Annotated in this window: 21 protein-coding genes; 7 read left to right on the top strand and 14 right to left on the bottom strand. The window is 66.8% G+C overall.

Annotated features, from left to right (window positions below):
* Positions 1-127: 127 nt before the first annotated feature.
* Both ACFXKN_RS32540 and ACFXKN_RS32545 read right to left on the bottom strand, forming a co-directional pair.
* Positions 128-1813 (bottom strand): SulP family inorganic anion transporter, encoded by a 1686-nt coding sequence (locus tag ACFXKN_RS32540; RefSeq protein WP_378974361.1) that lies wholly within the window; start codon positions 1811-1813, stop codon positions 128-130.
* Between the two features lie 145 nt (positions 1814-1958).
* A complete protein-coding gene (locus ACFXKN_RS32545) occupies positions 1959-2237 on the bottom strand; it encodes a hypothetical protein (RefSeq protein ID WP_378974364.1) in 279 nt (92 codons plus the stop codon).
* Between the two features lie 191 nt (positions 2238-2428).
* Here ACFXKN_RS32545 and ACFXKN_RS32550 point away from each other — a divergent pair, with 191 nt between their 5' ends.
* A complete protein-coding gene (locus tag ACFXKN_RS32550; RefSeq protein WP_378974369.1) occupies positions 2429-3124 on the top strand; it encodes a helix-turn-helix domain-containing protein in 696 nt (231 codons plus the stop codon).
* Here ACFXKN_RS32550 and ACFXKN_RS32555 read toward each other — a convergent pair.
* From ACFXKN_RS32555 to ACFXKN_RS32595, 9 genes are all read right to left on the bottom strand, one after another.
* Positions 3121-3696 carry a dihydrofolate reductase family protein gene (locus tag ACFXKN_RS32555; RefSeq protein ID WP_378974374.1) on the bottom strand — a complete coding sequence of 192 codons (576 nt, stop codon included), beginning with the start codon at positions 3694-3696 and terminating at the stop codon, positions 3121-3123. The genes ACFXKN_RS32550 and ACFXKN_RS32555 overlap by 4 nt on opposite strands.
* Before the next feature lie 297 nt (positions 3697-3993).
* Positions 3994-4161: a DUF4236 domain-containing protein gene (locus ACFXKN_RS32560; protein ID WP_084472559.1), complete on the bottom strand. Its 168-nt coding sequence runs from the start codon at positions 4159-4161 to the stop codon at positions 3994-3996.
* A 39-nt stretch (positions 4162-4200) separates the two neighbouring features.
* A complete protein-coding gene (locus tag ACFXKN_RS32565) occupies positions 4201-5451 on the bottom strand; it encodes a type II toxin-antitoxin system HipA family toxin (protein ID WP_378974377.1) in 1251 nt (416 codons plus the stop codon).
* Positions 5444-5683: a helix-turn-helix domain-containing protein gene (locus ACFXKN_RS32570; RefSeq protein ID WP_378974380.1), complete on the bottom strand. Its 240-nt coding sequence runs from the start codon at positions 5681-5683 to the stop codon at positions 5444-5446. The genes ACFXKN_RS32565 and ACFXKN_RS32570 overlap by 8 nt, the downstream gene beginning before the upstream one ends.
* A 92-nt stretch (positions 5684-5775) precedes the next feature.
* Positions 5776-6033: a hypothetical protein gene (locus ACFXKN_RS32575; RefSeq protein ID WP_378974388.1), complete on the bottom strand. Its 258-nt coding sequence runs from the start codon at positions 6031-6033 to the stop codon at positions 5776-5778.
* Positions 6034-6249: 216 nt separating this feature from the next.
* A complete protein-coding gene (locus ACFXKN_RS32580; protein WP_378974393.1) occupies positions 6250-6687 on the bottom strand; it encodes a DUF6194 family protein in 438 nt (145 codons plus the stop codon).
* Positions 6688-6748: 61 nt separating this feature from the next.
* The gene (locus ACFXKN_RS32585; protein WP_379434656.1) at positions 6749-7573 is read right to left on the bottom strand and encodes a helix-turn-helix transcriptional regulator; all 825 of its coding nucleotides are present in this window, start codon (positions 7571-7573) and stop codon (positions 6749-6751) included.
* Positions 7574-7662: 89 nt separating this feature from the next.
* On the bottom strand, positions 7663-8355 hold the full coding sequence (locus tag ACFXKN_RS32590) for an alkyl sulfatase C-terminal domain-containing protein (RefSeq protein WP_378974402.1): 693 nt from the start codon (positions 8353-8355) through the stop codon (positions 7663-7665).
* 183 nt (positions 8356-8538) lie between these two features.
* The gene (locus tag ACFXKN_RS32595) at positions 8539-8682 is read right to left on the bottom strand and encodes a hypothetical protein (RefSeq protein WP_378974406.1); all 144 of its coding nucleotides are present in this window, start codon (positions 8680-8682) and stop codon (positions 8539-8541) included.
* Positions 8683-8858: 176 nt separating this feature from the next.
* On the opposite strand from ACFXKN_RS32595, the gene ACFXKN_RS32600 reads away from it, so the two are divergent.
* Positions 8859-9323 (top strand): hypothetical protein, encoded by a 465-nt coding sequence (locus ACFXKN_RS32600; protein ID WP_378974411.1) that lies wholly within the window; start codon positions 8859-8861, stop codon positions 9321-9323.
* On the opposite strand, the gene ACFXKN_RS32605 is transcribed toward ACFXKN_RS32600, so the two are convergent.
* Positions 9305-10186 carry an NAD(P)-dependent oxidoreductase gene (locus tag ACFXKN_RS32605; protein ID WP_378974415.1) on the bottom strand — a complete coding sequence of 294 codons (882 nt, stop codon included), beginning with the start codon at positions 10184-10186 and terminating at the stop codon, positions 9305-9307. The two genes, ACFXKN_RS32600 and ACFXKN_RS32605, sit on opposite strands and share 19 nt — an antisense overlap.
* 253 nt (positions 10187-10439) lie before the next feature.
* Here ACFXKN_RS32605 and ACFXKN_RS32610 point away from each other — a divergent pair, with 253 nt between their 5' ends.
* Positions 10440-11426 (top strand): adenylate/guanylate cyclase domain-containing protein, encoded by a 987-nt coding sequence (locus ACFXKN_RS32610; RefSeq protein ID WP_378974421.1) that lies wholly within the window; start codon positions 10440-10442, stop codon positions 11424-11426.
* 82 nt (positions 11427-11508) lie between these two features.
* Positions 11509-12276, top strand: coding sequence for an RluA family pseudouridine synthase (locus ACFXKN_RS32615; RefSeq protein WP_379434659.1), 768 nt, complete (start codon positions 11509-11511; stop codon positions 12274-12276).
* A 7-nt stretch (positions 12277-12283) separates the two neighbouring features.
* Here the strand turns inward: ACFXKN_RS32615 and ACFXKN_RS32620 are convergent, their stop codons facing one another.
* Entirely contained in the window at positions 12284-12892 is a 609-nt protein-coding gene (locus ACFXKN_RS32620; protein WP_378974431.1) for a TIGR03086 family metal-binding protein, read from the bottom strand.
* Between the two features lie 73 nt (positions 12893-12965).
* On the opposite strand from ACFXKN_RS32620, the gene ACFXKN_RS32625 reads away from it, so the two are divergent.
* Positions 12966-13409 (top strand): MarR family winged helix-turn-helix transcriptional regulator, encoded by a 444-nt coding sequence (locus tag ACFXKN_RS32625; RefSeq protein ID WP_378974436.1) that lies wholly within the window; start codon positions 12966-12968, stop codon positions 13407-13409.
* Between the two features lie 151 nt (positions 13410-13560).
* A complete protein-coding gene (locus ACFXKN_RS32630; protein WP_378974440.1) occupies positions 13561-14343 on the top strand; it encodes a phosphodiesterase in 783 nt (260 codons plus the stop codon).
* 11 nt (positions 14344-14354) lie between these two features.
* Here the strand turns inward: ACFXKN_RS32630 and ACFXKN_RS32635 are convergent, their stop codons facing one another.
* Complete coding sequence (locus tag ACFXKN_RS32635; protein ID WP_378974452.1) at positions 14355-15239, bottom strand: LysR family transcriptional regulator; 885 nt, start codon at positions 15237-15239, stop codon at positions 14355-14357.
* An 84-nt stretch (positions 15240-15323) separates the two neighbouring features.
* Here ACFXKN_RS32635 and ACFXKN_RS32640 point away from each other — a divergent pair, with 84 nt between their 5' ends.
* Entirely contained in the window at positions 15324-16316 is a 993-nt protein-coding gene (locus tag ACFXKN_RS32640; RefSeq protein ID WP_378974457.1) for a DMT family transporter, read from the top strand.
* Positions 16317-16402 lie beyond the last annotated feature (86 nt).

The raw sequence follows: 16402 nt of genomic DNA on the forward strand, positions 1-16402 counted from the left end.
GTACTGCGCCGAGGTGACTTGACCGGGCTTGAACTGCTGGGCGATGACATTTTGGCGACCGGAGTAGACCGGCGTCCACTCGAAGGTCGCGGTGCCGTTCTCCGGGTGATAGACGGCGACCCCGCCATCAGCGCTCCTCGGTGTTGTCGGGTAGGTCGGCGGTCGCGGCGGCGACGGTCGGGAAGACCTCGATGCGGTCGCCGTCCTCGGCGGAACCGAGCGCGTCGCCGAATTGGGCGACCGGGCGGGCGATGCGGAAATCGATGCGCCGATGGCTCAGCTGTTTGCGCAGGTCGAGCAGCATTTTGGCAGCGGTGACGTCGATCGAGGGTGAGATTTCGGCGTCGAAGACGACCACGCGGGTGCGGGGCGTGCACAGGCCGATGATGTGGTCTTTGACGTAGTCGGCGTTGGCGAAGAACAGGCCCGCCTCGACCCGGACCACCACCAGATCGGGGCGGCGAGCCAGGTCGGGATGGCGTTGGACGTCCAGCCACAGTGAGCCGTCCTTTGCCACCTCCGCCACGTGCGGTTGGGACGCGCGATAGAGCAGCAGCAGCGTCGCGACGCCGATGCCGATCAGCAAGCCGGGCAGGGTGTCGAACAGCAGCACGCCGAAGAGGGCCGCCATCGCGGCGATGAAGTCGGCCCTGGCGACGCGGCCATAGATGGTGGCGAGCAGTTGGGACCAGACTCGGTAGAGCCTGCGCAGGGCGGCGATGTCGACGAGTTCGATCACCGCCGCGATCACGACAGCGGCCAGCGTCGCCTCGGGCAGCTTTTCGAACAAGCCGGTGAGAAACAGCAGGGTGAGCACGGTCAACACGGCGACGAGCAACCCGCTGACCTGGGTTTTCGCGCCCGCACCACCATTGACGGCCGTCTTGGACAAGCTGCCGTTCACCACCATGCCCGCGCTGAGACCCGCGCCGACATTGGCCGCGCCGAGTCCGAGCAGTTCACGGTTGGGGTCGATCGCGTAACCCGCTTTGGCCGCATAGGTTTTCGCCGCGCCCAGACCTTCGGCGAAGCCGATGAGCAGCACACCTATCGCGGGACCGAGCAGATCGAGGAAGTCGTCGAAGCCGACGCCGCCGGGCAGCCCGACGTGCGGCAGACCCGAGTCGATGTGCCCGACGATGGCCACGCCCTTGGTGTCGAGGTCGAACAGCGCGACCATCACGATCCCGTACAACACCGCGACCAACGACCCGGGGATCATCGGCAACCAGCGTTTGAGCCCGAGCACCAACGCCAGACTGATCACGCCCATCACCACGGTGCGACCCTGCGCGTCGCCGAGTCCGCGCAGCACACCCCACGCCTGTTCGAAGAAGTTGCCGTCGTGTTTGTGGATGCCGAGCAGCTTGGGGACTTGGCCGATGATGATCGTCAGCGCCAAGCCGACGATGAACCCTTTGAGTACCGGCTCGGAGATGAACGAGGCGATGAAACCTAGCCGGATCAGCCCAGCGAGCAGGCCGATAAGCCCAGTCGCGATGGCCAGCGCCGCCGACAACGCGATGTACCGGCCACCGTCGGCACCGGCCAGTGGCGCGATGATCGCCGCCGACAACGCGGCCGTCGCCGACATCGGGCCGACGATGAGGTGCCGCGAGCTGCCTGCCACGGCATACAGCACCAGCGCGGGCACCGCCGCGTACAGCCCGACCACCGGCGGCACACCCGCGATCGACGCGTAGGCCAGCGCCTCTGGCACCAGCACCGCCCACACGGTGAGGCCCGCGATCAGATCTGGGCGAAGCCACGCCCGCTGATAGCCGTGCAGCGATTCGAAGATCGGCACCCGCATCACAGATTCACCGCAGGCAGCAGCACACCGAGCCCGATCACAGTGCTCATGAGGCAAGGCTAGAAGCGCGGCGTCACACCCGCGTCACCCGTTCCGGGTGAGCTTCGAACAGACCGGTCGCACAGTCGCCAGGCAGACGCCGCGATCAGCGAATCGGATTCCCGGCACCGCCGCTGCCGGTCCAGAGGGCGACTTCCGTGGCCAGCACCGCGAGAAGTTTTTCGAGGTCACCGCCCATCGTGGCGTCGACGAAGTGCTCGGTCACCTCGCGGCGGATCCGCGGGTCGACCTGGGTGCGTGGTCTGCGCGCCCGCACGTGGGCTCTGGCGCGATGGGCGATCTGGCGAACCTCGGCGGGTGAGCGGTCGACCATGTCGGCGATCTCGGTGTGCGGGCACCACGCTCGCCGCGCCGTCGTCGGCACCGGCGTCGCGGTCGAGCAGTGGCTCCGGAAGCCATTGCCCCACATAGTCTTCACGGCGCCGGGCCAGCGCGGACCGAGAGCGCGTGATCCACCGAATCATCGGCCGCACACAATTTCGCGAACCCCGATTTCGCACCCCTCACCCCTGGGCATCAGCTCCAGCGGTCGTAGTGGCGATTAGGATCGTGGCGGTGGGATTGGTGTTCGAGACCCGGTGGTCGGACTCGCCGTGGGTGGAGTCGGTGTGGACCTGCCGCAGTGAGCAGGTCGCGGAGATGACTTCCGTGGCGACCGAGACCTGGGGATTGGTGTTCTGGGAGCAGCAGGGTGCGCACTGCGCGGCGGTCACCGGGCCGGAGATTCGCGCGAGCACCGCACCCGTTCCCGAGGGGGCGGACTTCGTCGGCATCCAGTTCGCGGTCGGCACCTCGTTGCGTGCGGTGACCGCGCCGACCCTGGTCGACAGCGGGATCGTCCTGCCCGATGTGACCGATCGAGGTTTCTGGCTGGACGGCGAGCGCTGGGAGACCCCGCGCGCCGACGACGCGGAAGCGCTGGTCGAACGGCTCATCGGCCAGGGCGTCGTGGTCCGCGATGCCCTGGTCGCCGACACGCTGCGTGGCATGGCGCCCGCGATCACCGAACGCACGCTCGAACGTCGCTTCCGGGCCGCGACCGGCCTCACCCAGGGGGCGGTGCGCCAGATCGAGCGGGCGCGCACCGCGGCGATGCTACTGAGCGCGGGTGAAGCGCCGGGCGATGTCGTCGACAAGCTCGGCTACTACGACGAGCCCCACCTCGCCCGCGCGCTGCGCCGGTTCGTCGGACAGACGGCACGGCAGCTGCGCACGGGCGGCAGTGGTGTGATCGCGCTGGATCTCACTTAGCGAACGACGTCGTAGACGAGCTTGGCGATGCCATTGGAGTAGGTCGCCGAATCACGCAGGCGCAGTTGCTGCTTGGGTCGATCGGCCCGGCCGAACAGGCTCTTGCCCGCGCCGAGCAGCACCGGGAACACGAGCAAGTTGTATCGATCGATCAGGCCCGCGTCCGAAAGTCGCTCTGCCAGTTCAGCACTGCCGTGGATGTAGATCGGGCCACCCTCGGTCTGCTTCAGCTTCTCGATGTCCTCGGTCGAGCGCAGGATGGTGATCTCGCCCCACCCGTCGATCAGCGCGTCGTCGGTAAGCGACGAGGAGACAACGTATTTGGGCAACTCTTTGTACGCGGCGTGATCCGCGGAATCGCGCCAGATCGGGGCGAACGCCTCATAGCTGCGACGGCCGAACATCAGCGCGGTGGTGTCGGCGAGCTCCTTGCCCTTGAGCGAAAACGCCTCCGGCACGAACTCGGTCTCCATCACCCACCCGCCACTGCGATGCCCCTCGACCTTCCCGCCGGGCGAGTCGACCACACCATCGAGCGACATGAATCCCGTGTAAACCAGTTCGCGTGCCATCACATTCCTCCTGAGTAGAGCGTCGTCAACTGCCTGCGGTCAGCCTAGGGAACACTCCCCCACCCTGTCTTGGACGAAACCGACAAGCACGTTCGACGCACGATCCTGACCGGACAATCGACGGGCGCCGACCTAATCCTTCACCTCGGCCCAGCGGATCAAGTACCGGCAGATCGACGCCGCATCCTTCGGCAGATCGACGGGAGACTCTTCGGCAGATCGACGGGAGACTCTTCGGCAGATCGATGGCGCGAGGTACGAACCGTTGTCTCGGTGAAGGTCACCGGCTGCGCCGGATCAGCGTTGACGCCAGCTCAGGGGGCCGGGGAGGTCGACGCTGTTCTTTCGGGTGCGGGAGTTCCAGGACCATGGGCCGATCTTGATGCCCCAGGATGACAGGCCCGATTGGGTGAAGTTGAACTTCAGCGGTCCAAAGGATTTGCGCTGACGGAACTTGATGGGCATGAGTGGCCTCCCTGATCGCCACCAGGATAGTCGATCCGGTTATGTCCCACCCGTTTCCGCGGGGCGACCGGCCGCACGGCCCGCGATCAGGTTGTCGGCGAATCGGGCGATGTCCGCAGCCAGAGTCGGATGTGCTGACGGATGCGGCACTTCGGTGGCTACGACGTCGGACACGGTGGCGAGCGTGTCGTCGATGATGCGCTCAGCGTCGGACAGCCCCCAAGCTTTGCCCTCGGCGATGAGATGAGCTCGTGTGATGACTCGGTGGCGGTATTCGCGATCGACCGCGAGCGCCATCTCGCCGTCGTTGGGCTGGTGCACCTGCGGAACGACGTCGTAGGCGGGGGCGAGGGTTGTCGACCCATCGAGGTGGTGCAGCAGGGAAATATTCTTCGCATGCATGTCGAGGTTACCGAGCGCGACGGACAGCGTTGTCATCCTGAGTAGCTTTTCCATCGACGTCTGATCGCCGACAGCTGACAGGACACCGGCGATGCGGCTGGTACTGACTCTGCCACCGAATTTCTGATACTTCTGATCCCCGCCCGCGCCGAGCACCTGACTGAAGTCTTCTTGATGGATTCGCCCGGACGGGAATGGCGCGGACCGGTCGTACCGGTCGACGACAAGAGCGGGCGTGCCGTCGAATTCCGCAATCGCAGTACTGAACTCCGCCAATCCCACCGCACGGGCGAAGCGGGCACCGTATTCCTCGTCGTAGATGGCAGTCGGGTGGTCGCGCGCCTCCGGCTTGAGGATATGCGTCGACGGGTACCCATCGATCACCCGATTCCAGCCACCGCCGGTGCGCGCGAGGACGATCTTGTCCTGCACACCCGCCAACGATGTCTTGCCACCGAAATTGGTGTTGCCCAACGGGTTATCCGCGACATTGGCCAGCATGTTCGCGACCTCGGCATCGGACAGTGGCTGCAGCGCAGGGTCTTTCGGCTCGCCGGGCGCTTCTGGATCCCAGATCTGAAGTGCGCCTGCGACGTCGCGTCCATACCGTCGCAGTAATCCGATCACATCCCGCTCGGACACTCCCGCGTCCGCCGCCATTCGGGTCAGCATTCGCCCTTCGGGGAGGAGTTCTCGAAAGAAGTTCTGCCTCCGGTCCTTACGAGGCCGAGTAGCGATGGCCGCCAGCGGGATGGACACGGACAGAATCGCGCTGTCGATCCCGAATTTGTCGACCGCCGCCGGATCCGCGACGAAGTCGAAATTTCGCCAGGTCCCGATGAGAGTTCCGATGTGGGTGTCGTACAGCTCGACGACGAGGTCAGCCACGGTCGCCCTTCGGCTCGATGGTGGCGGTGAGTTCCATCCCCGTCTCGCGCATCATGGCGAACAGCCGATCCGTGTAGATAGAGGGTTTGCCCGCTTCGATCTCCCAGATGTAGCGCTGGGTGGTGCCGAGCCGCTGGGCGAGATCACGCTGACTCAATCCGCTCAGCAAACGCGCCTGTTGCAGGATTCGGCCGAGCGATTCCGCACTTGTCACCTTGCCGGTATAGGCCACGACACCTCCTTGACTACCTTTTGGGAGTCAGGATACTCGACTACCTTTTCGTAGTCACCTCCCATGACTACAAAAAGGTAGTCACGACCTTCCTATGAACCACCCCTATCCGAGTTCTTACGACGGGCGGCGGCGAACATGGTGACGGCGGCTGCGATCGCAAGGGCTACGGCGAGGGTCAGCAGGATCAGCGGGGCGGTGGCTATGGCGTCGGTTCGGCCCGCTCCGCTGCGGCGGATCAGCAGGGCGGCGATCAGGGGGCCGAGCATTCCCAGCGCCGCTGCTATCAACAGCAATCCGCCGGTGATCAATGCGACGGGGCCGAGCCTGGCGTTGATTAACGACCGCATGGGCCTGGAATGCACTGACATGACCTCCCCTTTCGTTGGTATCTGAAAAGGTACCGCACCGGATGCGACAAATCCCCGCCATGAGCAAGACCGCCACGAACCTGTCATCAGCAAACAGATAGACACCTGAGATGCCAGCGGTCAGCCGCGCGACGAGGACAGCGTGCTTTCGCGATATTCGCCGGGGTCATACCGATTTCATCGCGAAGCGCGCCGCTATTCGCCCGCGCGTCGCTGCGATCGCGTGCGTGCCCGGTCGTGGGCTTCGCGCAGCATCTCGCGGACCGTCGCTTCGGTGGCCTTGCCCGGATCGACCACCGCGAGCCAGTTCGCGGCAGCGTAGAGGGGGTGGGCGACGACGGTGTCGTCGATGCTCGCGTCGGTGGGGGCCGCGGCTTCGGTGAAGGTCGTCTTGCTCACGGCGATGTTGACGCGGAACCTGCCGGGACGGTTCAGGTCGGAAGTCTCGTCGCCGGGGTAGTCCTTGGTCACGATGGTGGCGAAGGGCTGACCGGCGGGGACGACGCCGTCGGGGGCGTAGTAGAAGAAGGTGTCGCCCCAGGCGATCTCGGGAGCTTCGCTTCCTTCGGTCGGCCGCAGTACGAGTACTCCGCCGAGATCGGTCACGTATTCGGTGATTTCGTCGATCGTCATGCTTCGAGGGTCGCATGAAGTGCCCGCGGAGTCTCCCCCGGTGTGTCTTCCCGACGCTCGGTCAGTGAACGCCGACCGGCTCACCCGCACGCAGCGCGTCGAGGGCGACTCCCGCGGCAGAGTGCGGTTCCGCCGTGTAGACCACCAGCAGTTGATCTTGATCGCCGGGCAATTCCAGTGTCTCGTAGCCGAGTTCGAGGCGGCCGGCCCGCGGGTGGTGGATCAGCCTGGTGCCGTAGGCCTTGTCCGGCACGGGGTGACCCGACCAGATGCGGTGAAAATCGCGCGAGCGCATGGTGAGTTCTTCGATGAGCGAGGCGAGGGTGCGATCGCGCGGGTACTGGCTGACCCGGCGGCGCAGGGAGGCGACGGTTTCGGCCGCCACCGCCTCCCAGTCGGGGTAGAAGGTGTCGGCGGCGGGATCGAGGAAGACGTAGCGGACCTGGCTGCGCTCGGTCTCTGCGATCGAGGAGAAGCCGGAGAGCAAGTCTCCCAGCCGATTCCAGCCGAGCACCTCCATCCGCCTGCCCAGCAGGAAGGCGGGGGCGGCGATGGAATCGAGCAAGAGCCGGGTGCCGGGGCGGATGGTCGCGGCATAGCCGGCGTCGGTGTCCGCGGGCCGGACGAGGGTGTACAGATGGGTGCGCTCGGTCTCGTCGAGGCGAAGGGCGCGGGCGACGGCGTCGAGCACGGAGTCGGAGAAATTGGTGCCACGGCCCTGCTCTAACCGGACGTAATAGTCCACACTCATCCCCGCTAACTGGGCGACCTCTTCCCGCCGCAGACCGACCATCCGACGGCGGCCGTATTCGGTCAGGCCAACCTTCTGCGGCTGGATGCGGGCACGCCGGGTGCGCAGGAACTCACCGAGATCGGGGGACGACATGGCAGACAGCGTAGAAGCTCGGGTCGCGTGGGTGGTACCGCGGACCTATGTACGCGCTGTCGCAGGCCGTCCCCCGCGAGATCAGGTGTTCACGGGGTGACGACCGCGAAGTTCGGGTCGGGGGTGTCCAGCACACCGAACAGCCGCTGCAGCACGCCTGGGTCGCCGCTGCAGTCGATCCCGTCCAGGCCCTTACCAGCGAGAATGCCGAGCAACTGTGGCTTGGTGAGATTCACGGTGAGGTCGATATCGGCCTTCGACCGGGGATTCGGCGTCTGGATCAGCACGCCGTTGGACAGCGTCAGGCGCACGATGGTGTCCTGATCGGTGAAGTGCCATTCGATGCGGAACGAATCCTTCGCGGCGCGTGGCCCGTTCACCCGGATCGCGACCGTGTCGAACAGCTGATCCACCGACAGTGCCGCCGCCATCCCGCCGCCGAGGTCCATCGCGGTCGGCTGGATCCCCTGACGCAGCTCGTGGTCGCCGGTCAGGTAGAAGCAGCGCCAGGTGGCGTTCTCCGCGCCGAATCCGAGCTGCTGATAGGTCTGGGCGAGCGCGTCCTTCGCGGCCTTGTTGCCCGGCTCGGCGAAGACCGCGTGGGTGAGCAGTTCGGCGGCGAAGCGCAGGTCGCCGGATTCGGCGTAGGCACGACCTTTCTCGATCACCGCTTCGATACCGCCGATCGTCTCGACATAGCGAGCCGCCTTCTCCTCGCGCGGATGCTCCCAGAGCGTCGATGTAGCGCGAGCAGATGTGCGGATCTCGCACCTTCGCACCACGCAGGGTCAGCAGGTTGTGCAGATTGTGGGTCACGTTCTCGGCGAGGCAGAGGGCGCGGTGGCGGGGGAAATAGAAGTTCATCTCCGCGGGTGCCTCGGTACCGGGTGTCATCTGGAAGACGATCGGGACGCCGTCGATCGTCTCCTGCTGGCCGGTGTGGGTGATGTCGACGGTAGGCGCGATCAGGGCCCGTCGAGGAACCCGAAGCCGCTGGTGTCGAAGATGACCGTGCCGTCGGCCTTGGTGATCCGCATCGGCGTCAAGGTCTTGATGAACCCGCGGTCGGCGTTCTCGAAATCGGTGCGATCGTCGTAGTCCAGCGCCATCGGAAGTCCGCTCCTCAGCTCGAGTCGATTCGTCCACTCGATGCTCGGTGTTCGGTGGCTTCACGACATCACCCGTCGAGGGTGAATCAGGCTGGGTTCACCGCCTTCGAGGCACCGTTAACGACAGTCGTGAGCATGGCGAAGTACTGGGTAACACGAACCGAGGGAGGACGTTCATGTCGCACCGATCCGCACTCACGGCACTGTTCGGGGTGGCGTTGGCCGCCGGGTTTCTCGCCGCCGGACCGGCCGCCGCGCAATCAGGACTCGGCGACTACACGCCGGTCGACCCCGTGGAGTATCAGGTTCCCGAACCCGAATACGCGGGCAGCGTCTTCTTCACCACGCCCGACGGACGGCACTGCGCCATCTACTGGAACAACGGCCCGGCCGGATGTGACGCCGTCCCGATCGACGCGCCCGCGGGCACCGACCAGCTCCGGGTCGGGATTGTCGAAGCGGCGCACTTCGTCGACGCCGACCGCCCGATCTTCACCCACCCGGCCGCGAAGGTGCTCCCCGAAGGTCACCGGATCACGCGGGAGAACACCACCTGCGGCGTCGGCTACCAGGGGACGGTGAGCTGCGAGGTCGGCGAGCACAGCTTCACCCTGTCGGCCACCTACAGCGTGCTGCGCTGAGGCGTTTTCAACTGCTCGATCACCGCGGTGATGCTCTGCGCGCCGTGCCCGGCGGCGACCGCCCGGCTCAGCAGCTCGTGCATCGGTGCGTGCCAGGACAGGTCGACACCCGTCTCGGTGCCGAGCCGCACATCGTCGGCGACGGCGGTGTGGAACAGCTCGACCGACGAACCGAGACGGGTGTAGTCCTTGTCGTCGATCTCGCCCGCGAGGACCGGCAGCAGCGACTCGATCATCTGCAGCCACTTCACCGAATGGGGCACCATCGTCGAAGCGGGCAGCCCGCGCGAGGCCAGCACCGCCGCGCCTTCGAAGAAGCCGAGCAGCGCGGGGAGCAGGGTCGCACCGACGGCGGATTCGTAGAGCGCGGCCAGATCCGGTTCGGCACCGAGGAATTCGAGATCGCCACCGAGTACGCGCAGGGTGGCGGCGTGGGTGTCGAAGACATCGCGATCGCCGCCGAAATACAGCAGAGTGTGCGGATCGCCCACGGCCGCAGGCACATTCTTGATCGCGCCACCGAGGAAGCGGACGCCCTCGACGTGCGCGAACTCGGCGAATTCCCTTGCCTGAGCGGGTGTTCCGCTGTTCAGCGTGATGAGATCGCGGCCCGCCAAACCGTCGGTGCCGAGCAGGCTCTCGCGGGTGGCGGCGAAGGTGGTGAGGCAGGAGATGATCACCGGGCTCGCGGCGACGGCATCGGCGATGTCAGGGTGCGCTTTCGCGCCTGCCTCCACCAAGGCCGCTGTTCGTTCGTGGCTGCGGTTCCAGACCTGGGTGCGGTAGCCCGCGGCGAGGAAAGCACCGGCCAATGCGCTGCCCATCGATCCGGTGCCGAGTACCGTCACCGATTCCTTGATCATCTCGACTCCTGATCCTCGCGGGCGATCGGACGATCTCCCAGGACCGAGTGTCATGTCGGGCCATCGCAGGAGACAAGTACCCACTTTTGCCATCCCTCGCGCACCGACAGGTAAGCGACCAGGTCACAGATACCAGGGTCGGTGCGCTGTGCCAGGTGTCACCGGCGGGGACGCGGCGCCCGGATTTGTGAACGTTGCCAATGCGGGAACGAGGATGGCGCTCGCGCGCGCGGCACAGTCGTACAGTTTGGGTATGCCGGAGCCCGAGATGACCGAGTTGGTGCAGCGCAGTGTCGAACAGGCCCTGCTCGGTGGCCCGCGGCGATATACGCGCACCCAGGTGGCCGAGCAGTCGGGGGTGCCCGAGGCGGAATCGCGGCGGTTGTGGACGGCGCTGGGGTTTCCGGCCAATGATGACGACGAGGTCGACTTCACGCAGATCGACATCACCGCGGTCACCAACTTTCGGAGCATGAAAGTTGTTGCCGCGTCCAATATTCGGCAGCAGGCCGCGGCCGCGCGGACGATCGGTCAGGGCATGGCGCGGCTGGCGGAGTGGCAGGCCGATCTGGTGCTGGCCGAGATCAAGGTGCGCGCCGCCGCGGCCGATCCCGCGGTTCCCCTGGAGGAACGGATAAGGGCCGCAACGGAATCCACGATGGCCGGCATCGAGCAGTTGCAGGCGTATGTGTGGCGCAGACATCTGGCGGCCGCGGTCGCCAGGTCGACCGAGGCGCAGGGCGACGGTTCGATGCGGACACTGGCGGTGGGATTCGCCGACATGGTCGGCTTCACCCGGCTCACCAGGCACCTGCATCCCGACGAATTGTCCACGCTGCTCGAAGCTTTCGAGTCGACCACCACCTCCGCGATCACCGACAACGGCGGCTGGGTGATCAAGAATGTCGGCGACGAGGTGATGTACGCCGCCGAGACCGCGGCCGCCGCGGCCCGCATCGCGCTGGCCATCCAGGAGTCGACCATGCTCGTCGGCGGCACCCCGGAACTGCGCGTCGCCTTCGCCTACGGCGAGGTGCTGCAACGCTTCGGGGACCTCTACGGCTCGGTGGTCAATATCGCCGCCCGGCTCACCGGCGTCGCCCGACCGGGCAACATCCTCATCGACGATGCCGCCGCCGTTGCTCTCGACGACAACCCCGAATTCGCCATCCGGCACCTGCGCAGCGTCCGTGTGCGCGGCTTCAACCGCCTGCGCCCACACCGCCTGCGGCAGGCATGATCGCGATATCCGAAGTCCCGGCATGGCAGCCCGCTGACCAGCCGTCGAGCGAAACAGGCACACCATTGCCTAGGGTGTCGTAGTGGACTTGGATTGGCGCAGCGTGCGCGAGGACTACACCGTGTTCGCCGATGACACGGTGCTCGCGTTGAACAAGCCGTCGGGGATCTCGGTGACCGGGGAACGCCACGACACCGATCTGGTGGAGCTGGCGCAGGCGGCGGGGACCCAGTTGTATCCGGTGCACCGGATCGACAAGGTGACATCCGGGCTGGTGCTGCTGGCTATCGATCTGGCCGCGCACGGACCGTTGACCAGGCAGTTCAACAATCAAACCGCCCGTAAGGCGTATCTGGCGATCGTGTCGGGCACCGACCTGCCCGATCGTGGCGAGATCGATCTGCCGCTGAGCGTGGGGCGCAAGAATCGGGTGCGTATCGCGGCGCCGCGGGAGGCGATCAAGCGCGCGGGTGATCGGTGGTTCATCGACGAGGCGGACCTGCTGCCCGCGAAGAACTATCCGTCGCGGACCTTGTTCAGCACCGTCGCCCGGCACGGCGAGCACGCGCTGCTCGCGCTGCGGCCGGTGACCGGGCGTCGCCATCAGATTCGCGTGCAACTGGCCTGGATCGGCCACCCGATCCTGGGCGACCCGCTCTTCGAGCGCACCGCCGCGCTCCCCCGCACCCACCTGCACTCCTGGAAGCTCGGCCTCGACGCCGACTGGCTGACCCCACCGGTCCTCGACCTAGAGGCCGTCCCCGGACCCGACTTCTGGGAGCCGTTCACCAGCGACCCAGCCGAAGCCGCGCGACTTCTGCACACCGCCGCACAGCTGATTTCCGGCTGAACACGTCTTACGCCCGGCTCGGCAGCCACTCGGGTGAGCGGCCGAGGATTCCCAGGATGCGGGCCAGGGTCGCGGTCGTATCCGCGACCTCCAGCGCGGGACCGAAGGCGGCGCCGGGGCGAAGGCGAGCCCGGCCGGTGGGGACCGCTTCGGCGATGCGCAGGGCCGCGGGGGCCAGGTCGGCGTCCAAGTCGATGACGTGGCCGACCGATCGGGCGACGTCCCAGGCGTGGACGACGCTGTCGATGAGATGGAATCCGAGGGCGGTCGCGGCGGGGAAGTGACCCGGTGGGATCTCCGGGAGAAACACGGTGCGGGCCTCGCCCGCGGCGAAGGCTTCGACCACCTCGTGCGCGGACCGTACATAGTCGCCGATCGGATCGACGGCGTGGTTCACCACCCAGACCGCCGGGTCGTTCGCACCGCGAGCGGCCGCGGCGAAACCGCGATTCTGAGTGCCCATGTGTTCCAGCAGGGCACGTAGATCCCAACCGGCACAGGGTGTTTCGATCGACAACGGCGCCTCGGACGCCGCCTCGACCGCGTCGATACTCAGCCGCACGGCACGCTCGTGCCGGGCGAGCAGCAGTCGATCTTCCTCCGAAATAGTATGCATACGCTGACCGTACGCTCATGCTTATCATCTGCCAAGGGTTATCGAACGATCCGCCCGGCGGTAGATTTCGACCATGCCGAAAGCGACCCGCCCGGATCTCGCGGCCATGCTCGTCCCACTCGGCCGTGCGCTGACCGAGGCGGAGCGGCCCGTCCTCGACCGCCACGGGCTCACGATGTGGGCGTACGTGGTACTGCTCGGACTCGACGAGCGGCCCGTCCACACCCAGGCCGCGCTCGCCAAGGCGATCCGGGCGGACAAGACCCGGATCATCCCCGTCCTCGACGACCTCCAGCAGCGCGGCTTGATCCTGCGCGAGCCCGATCCGGCCGATCGGCGCGTCAACCTGATCCGGCTCACCGCCGACGGCGCCGACCTGCGCGACCGCGCCCAACACGACATCCAGGAGCAGGAGCAGCGGCTACTGGCCGAGGTCCCCGCCGCCGATCGCCGTACTTTCCTTCGTGTACTACAAACGCTCGCCGACCGCACCACAACCGCGACATCGCAGCGGTGATGAGTGACACAGACCACGTCTTGGGTTTCGACCCGTGGCACGGCTCATGAAGACGGATAAACGCAGGTCATCTAGCCTGGAGAGGTGCCGATGAGTCATACCGGCACACTCTGACGCAACGGAGCGATCCCAGAGAAGAAAGCGACTGCCGATGATCCTGGCGGCTCAGCTCAGCGATACCCACTTCGACCTCAGCGCGCGCAATACCGAACGGGTGGAGGCGGTGATGGGCTACCTGGCGGACCTGCCGCGCAAGCCCGACGTCATTCTCGTGACCGGCGATATCACCGATTCCGGTAAGCCGGAGCAGTACGCGCAAGCACGACTGGCCCTGCGCGGCGGTGACATCCCCGTGTACCTGCTGCCGGGCAACCACGACGACCGCGCGAACTTCCGCACCGCGCTGCTGGACGAGCCCGCCTCGACCACCCCCATCAACAGCGTCCACCGGGTCGGCGCGCTCACCGTGGTCATGCTCGACTCGAGCATCCCCGGCGAATCGCCCGGTCTGCTGGGCGAGGACACCTTCGACTGGCTGCGCGCGACGCTCGCCGAGGCGCCCGATGGCCCCATCCTGGTGGCCCTGCACCACCCGCCCAAGCCGGTGTTCAGTCCCGTCGTCGATGTGATCGCGCTCGCCGACCCCGGTCGACTGGCCGCCGTCGTCGCGGGCGATCCACGCATTGTCGGCATCCTCACCGGCCACGCCCACTCCCCCATCGCGACGACCTTCGCGGGCAAACCCATGATCAGCTGCCCCAGCACCGCTTCCGTCCTCGGCGGCGAATGGGAGGTGACGCCACCCCACCGCGTCATGGACTATGCCCCCGACCCCGCCATCGCACTCCACGTCATCGATGAGAACTTCGGCCTCACAACACATTTCCGCACAGTGGCGATGGGCGGCTGGCTGGCCGAGCCCCCACCCGCCTGATCGCCCGTCATCTAACCCGCTGCCGCCCGCAGTAATTCCATCGTCCGGGTGACGACCGGGTTGCACGACTCGGAGTCCTTGATATGGGCACAGACCGTGCGACGCGGAGTCGGGTTGGTCAGCTCCAGCGCGCGAGAACCGGGCGGCAGGTCCATGGCGCCGAGGCGAGGGACGACGGTGATGCCGACACCGCGCGCCACGAATCGCAGCGCTGACGGATAGTCGGTGGTTTCCACCACGAACCGAGGGGTGAAACCCGCTGCGGCACAGGCATTCAGCATCGCCTGCCGACACGGGCCGTGGCTGGTGTCGTTGTCGATCCAGCGGTATTGCTCGAGTTCGACCACGTCGACGGTGGTGCGGGCCGCGAGTTCGTGGTCGGCGGGGACCACGGCTACGTAGGGCTCGGTCATCAGGTCGCGATGGGTGTAGCCGGAGACCTGGGCGGGTTTGTCGAGGCGAACCGTGAGCGCGATGTCGGGTCGGTTGTCCGATACCGCGGCCAGTTCGTCGACGATCCGGAGCCGGACCCTGGTGTCGGGGAATTCGTGGGTGAGGGTGGCGACCACGTCGGGCATCCAGTTGGTGCCCGCCGAACTGAACGAGTTGATCGTGATCCGGGCAGCCTTGCCCGCCCGCAGGTCCGACACCGTCGACCCGAGCGCGGTCAGCTCGTCGAGCACCTTGGCGGCCTCGCCCGCGATCACCCGCCCCGCCGGGGTCGGCTCCACCCCGCGGCCCACCCGTTCCAGCAGCTGCAAGCCGGTTTCGCGCTGGAGCGCGGCGAGGTGCTGGGAGATCGCCGACGGCGAGTAGCCGAGCGTCGACGCCGCCGCGGCCACCGAGCCGGTCGCGACCACGGAGCGGAAGATCATCAAGCGATGCGTGTCGATCACGGCAACTCCTCACTTCAGTATTACTGAATGATAGATGGCGAATACCCGCTTGTGCTTACCACTCGAGTGGTTCACCGTGGACGTATGACGTCCCGCCTGCCCGCGCTCGCCCTGGTTGCCGTGATGCTGGCCTGGGCGTCGTCGTTCGTGATCATTCGCGGCATCGCGCCCTACGTCTCGGCCGCGGCGATGGCATCCGGGCGACTGCTCGTCGGCGCGATCGTGCTGGTGCTGGTGCTGGCGTTTCGCGGCGGCCGGATGCCGCGCGGCCTGGCGCTGTGGCTCACCCTGGCCTACGGCGTGCTGTGGTTCGGGCTGTACACGGTGCTGGTGAACGCCGCCGAACAGCATCTGGACGCGGGCACCACCGCGCTGCTGGTGAATATCGCGCCCATCGTGGTCGCGGTGCTCGCGGGGTTGTTCCTGAACGAAGGCTTCCCGCCGCTGCTCGTCGTCGGTATCGCCGTCAGCTTCAGCGGCGCCGCGATCATCGCGTTCACCGGGCCAGGCCAACGTGACCGCGTCGGCGTCGCACTCGCGGTGGCAGCCGCCCTGCTCTACGGCATCAGCGTGGTGGCGCAAAAGCTCGTACTGCGGTCCACCGACCCGCTGACCGCCACGACCCTCGGCGCGGTGGCCGGTGCCGTCGTTCTACTGCCGTGGGCCCCGAAAATGGCACACGAACTGGCCCGAGCACCACTCTCCGCCACCATCGGCGTCGTCTACCTGGGCCTGGTATCAACCGCCCTCGCCTTCCTCCTCTGGGCCTACGCCCTCGCCCACACCCCCGCCGGAGTGACGGCTTCCTCGAGCTACGCCGTACCCGCGCTGGCCATCCTCATGTCCTGGATATTCCTCGCGGAAGTACCGACCCCAACAGCCCTCCTCGGCGGCACCCTGTGCCTGACCGGCGTTGCGATCGCCCGCCTGAAGCCGACCATGTTCCACCGCACCCAAGACCGCCCCAGCCACACCACACACCCCAAAACCGCCATGACCGCACCCCAGCCACCCAGCACACCCCAAGACCGCCATGACCGCACCCCAGCCACCCCGTACACCCCAAGACCGCCATGACCGCACTCCCAACCCCGCACCCGCGACCCCTGGGGAGCGGCGGCCACGAAGTGGCCGGTCCGCGGCCGGGTCGCCGGTTAGCGCTC

The organism is Nocardia sp. NPDC059195, assembly GCF_042754695.1.
In the GTDB taxonomy this organism is placed as follows: domain Bacteria; phylum Actinomycetota; class Actinomycetes; order Mycobacteriales; family Mycobacteriaceae; genus Nocardia.

Excerpts from the sequence above, each read along its gene's own strand:
- ACFXKN_RS32540 (WP_378974361.1), bottom strand. The coding sequence starts at position 1,813 with ATGCGGGTGCCGATCTTCGAATCGCTGCACGGCTATCAGCGGGCGTGG.
- ACFXKN_RS32555 (WP_378974374.1), bottom strand. The coding sequence starts at position 3,696 with ATGGCACGCGAACTGGTTTACACGGGATTCATGTCGCTCGATGGTGTG.
- ACFXKN_RS32560 (WP_084472559.1), bottom strand. The coding sequence starts at position 4,161 with ATGCCCATCAAGTTCCGTCAGCGCAAATCCTTTGGACCGCTGAAGTTC.
- ACFXKN_RS32575 (WP_378974388.1), bottom strand. The coding sequence starts at position 6,033 with ATGCGGTCGTTAATCAACGCCAGGCTCGGCCCCGTCGCATTGATCACC.
- ACFXKN_RS32580 (WP_378974393.1), bottom strand. The coding sequence starts at position 6,687 with ATGACGATCGACGAAATCACCGAATACGTGACCGATCTCGGCGGAGTA.
- ACFXKN_RS32585 (WP_379434656.1), bottom strand. The coding sequence starts at position 7,573 with ATGTCGTCCCCCGATCTCGGTGAGTTCCTGCGCACCCGGCGTGCCCGC.
- ACFXKN_RS32595 (WP_378974406.1), bottom strand. The coding sequence starts at position 8,682 with ATGGCGCTGGACTACGACGATCGCACCGATTTCGAGAACGCCGACCGC.
- ACFXKN_RS32600 (WP_378974411.1), top strand. The coding sequence starts at position 8,859 with ATGTCGCACCGATCCGCACTCACGGCACTGTTCGGGGTGGCGTTGGCC.
- ACFXKN_RS32605 (WP_378974415.1), bottom strand. The coding sequence starts at position 10,186 with ATGATCAAGGAATCGGTGACGGTACTCGGCACCGGATCGATGGGCAGC.
- ACFXKN_RS32610 (WP_378974421.1), top strand. The coding sequence starts at position 10,440 with ATGCCGGAGCCCGAGATGACCGAGTTGGTGCAGCGCAGTGTCGAACAG.
- ACFXKN_RS32620 (WP_378974431.1), bottom strand. The coding sequence starts at position 12,892 with ATGCATACTATTTCGGAGGAAGATCGACTGCTGCTCGCCCGGCACGAG.
- ACFXKN_RS32625 (WP_378974436.1), top strand. The coding sequence starts at position 12,966 with ATGCCGAAAGCGACCCGCCCGGATCTCGCGGCCATGCTCGTCCCACTC.
- ACFXKN_RS32630 (WP_378974440.1), top strand. The coding sequence starts at position 13,561 with ATGATCCTGGCGGCTCAGCTCAGCGATACCCACTTCGACCTCAGCGCG.
- ACFXKN_RS32640 (WP_378974457.1), top strand. The coding sequence starts at position 15,324 with ATGACGTCCCGCCTGCCCGCGCTCGCCCTGGTTGCCGTGATGCTGGCC.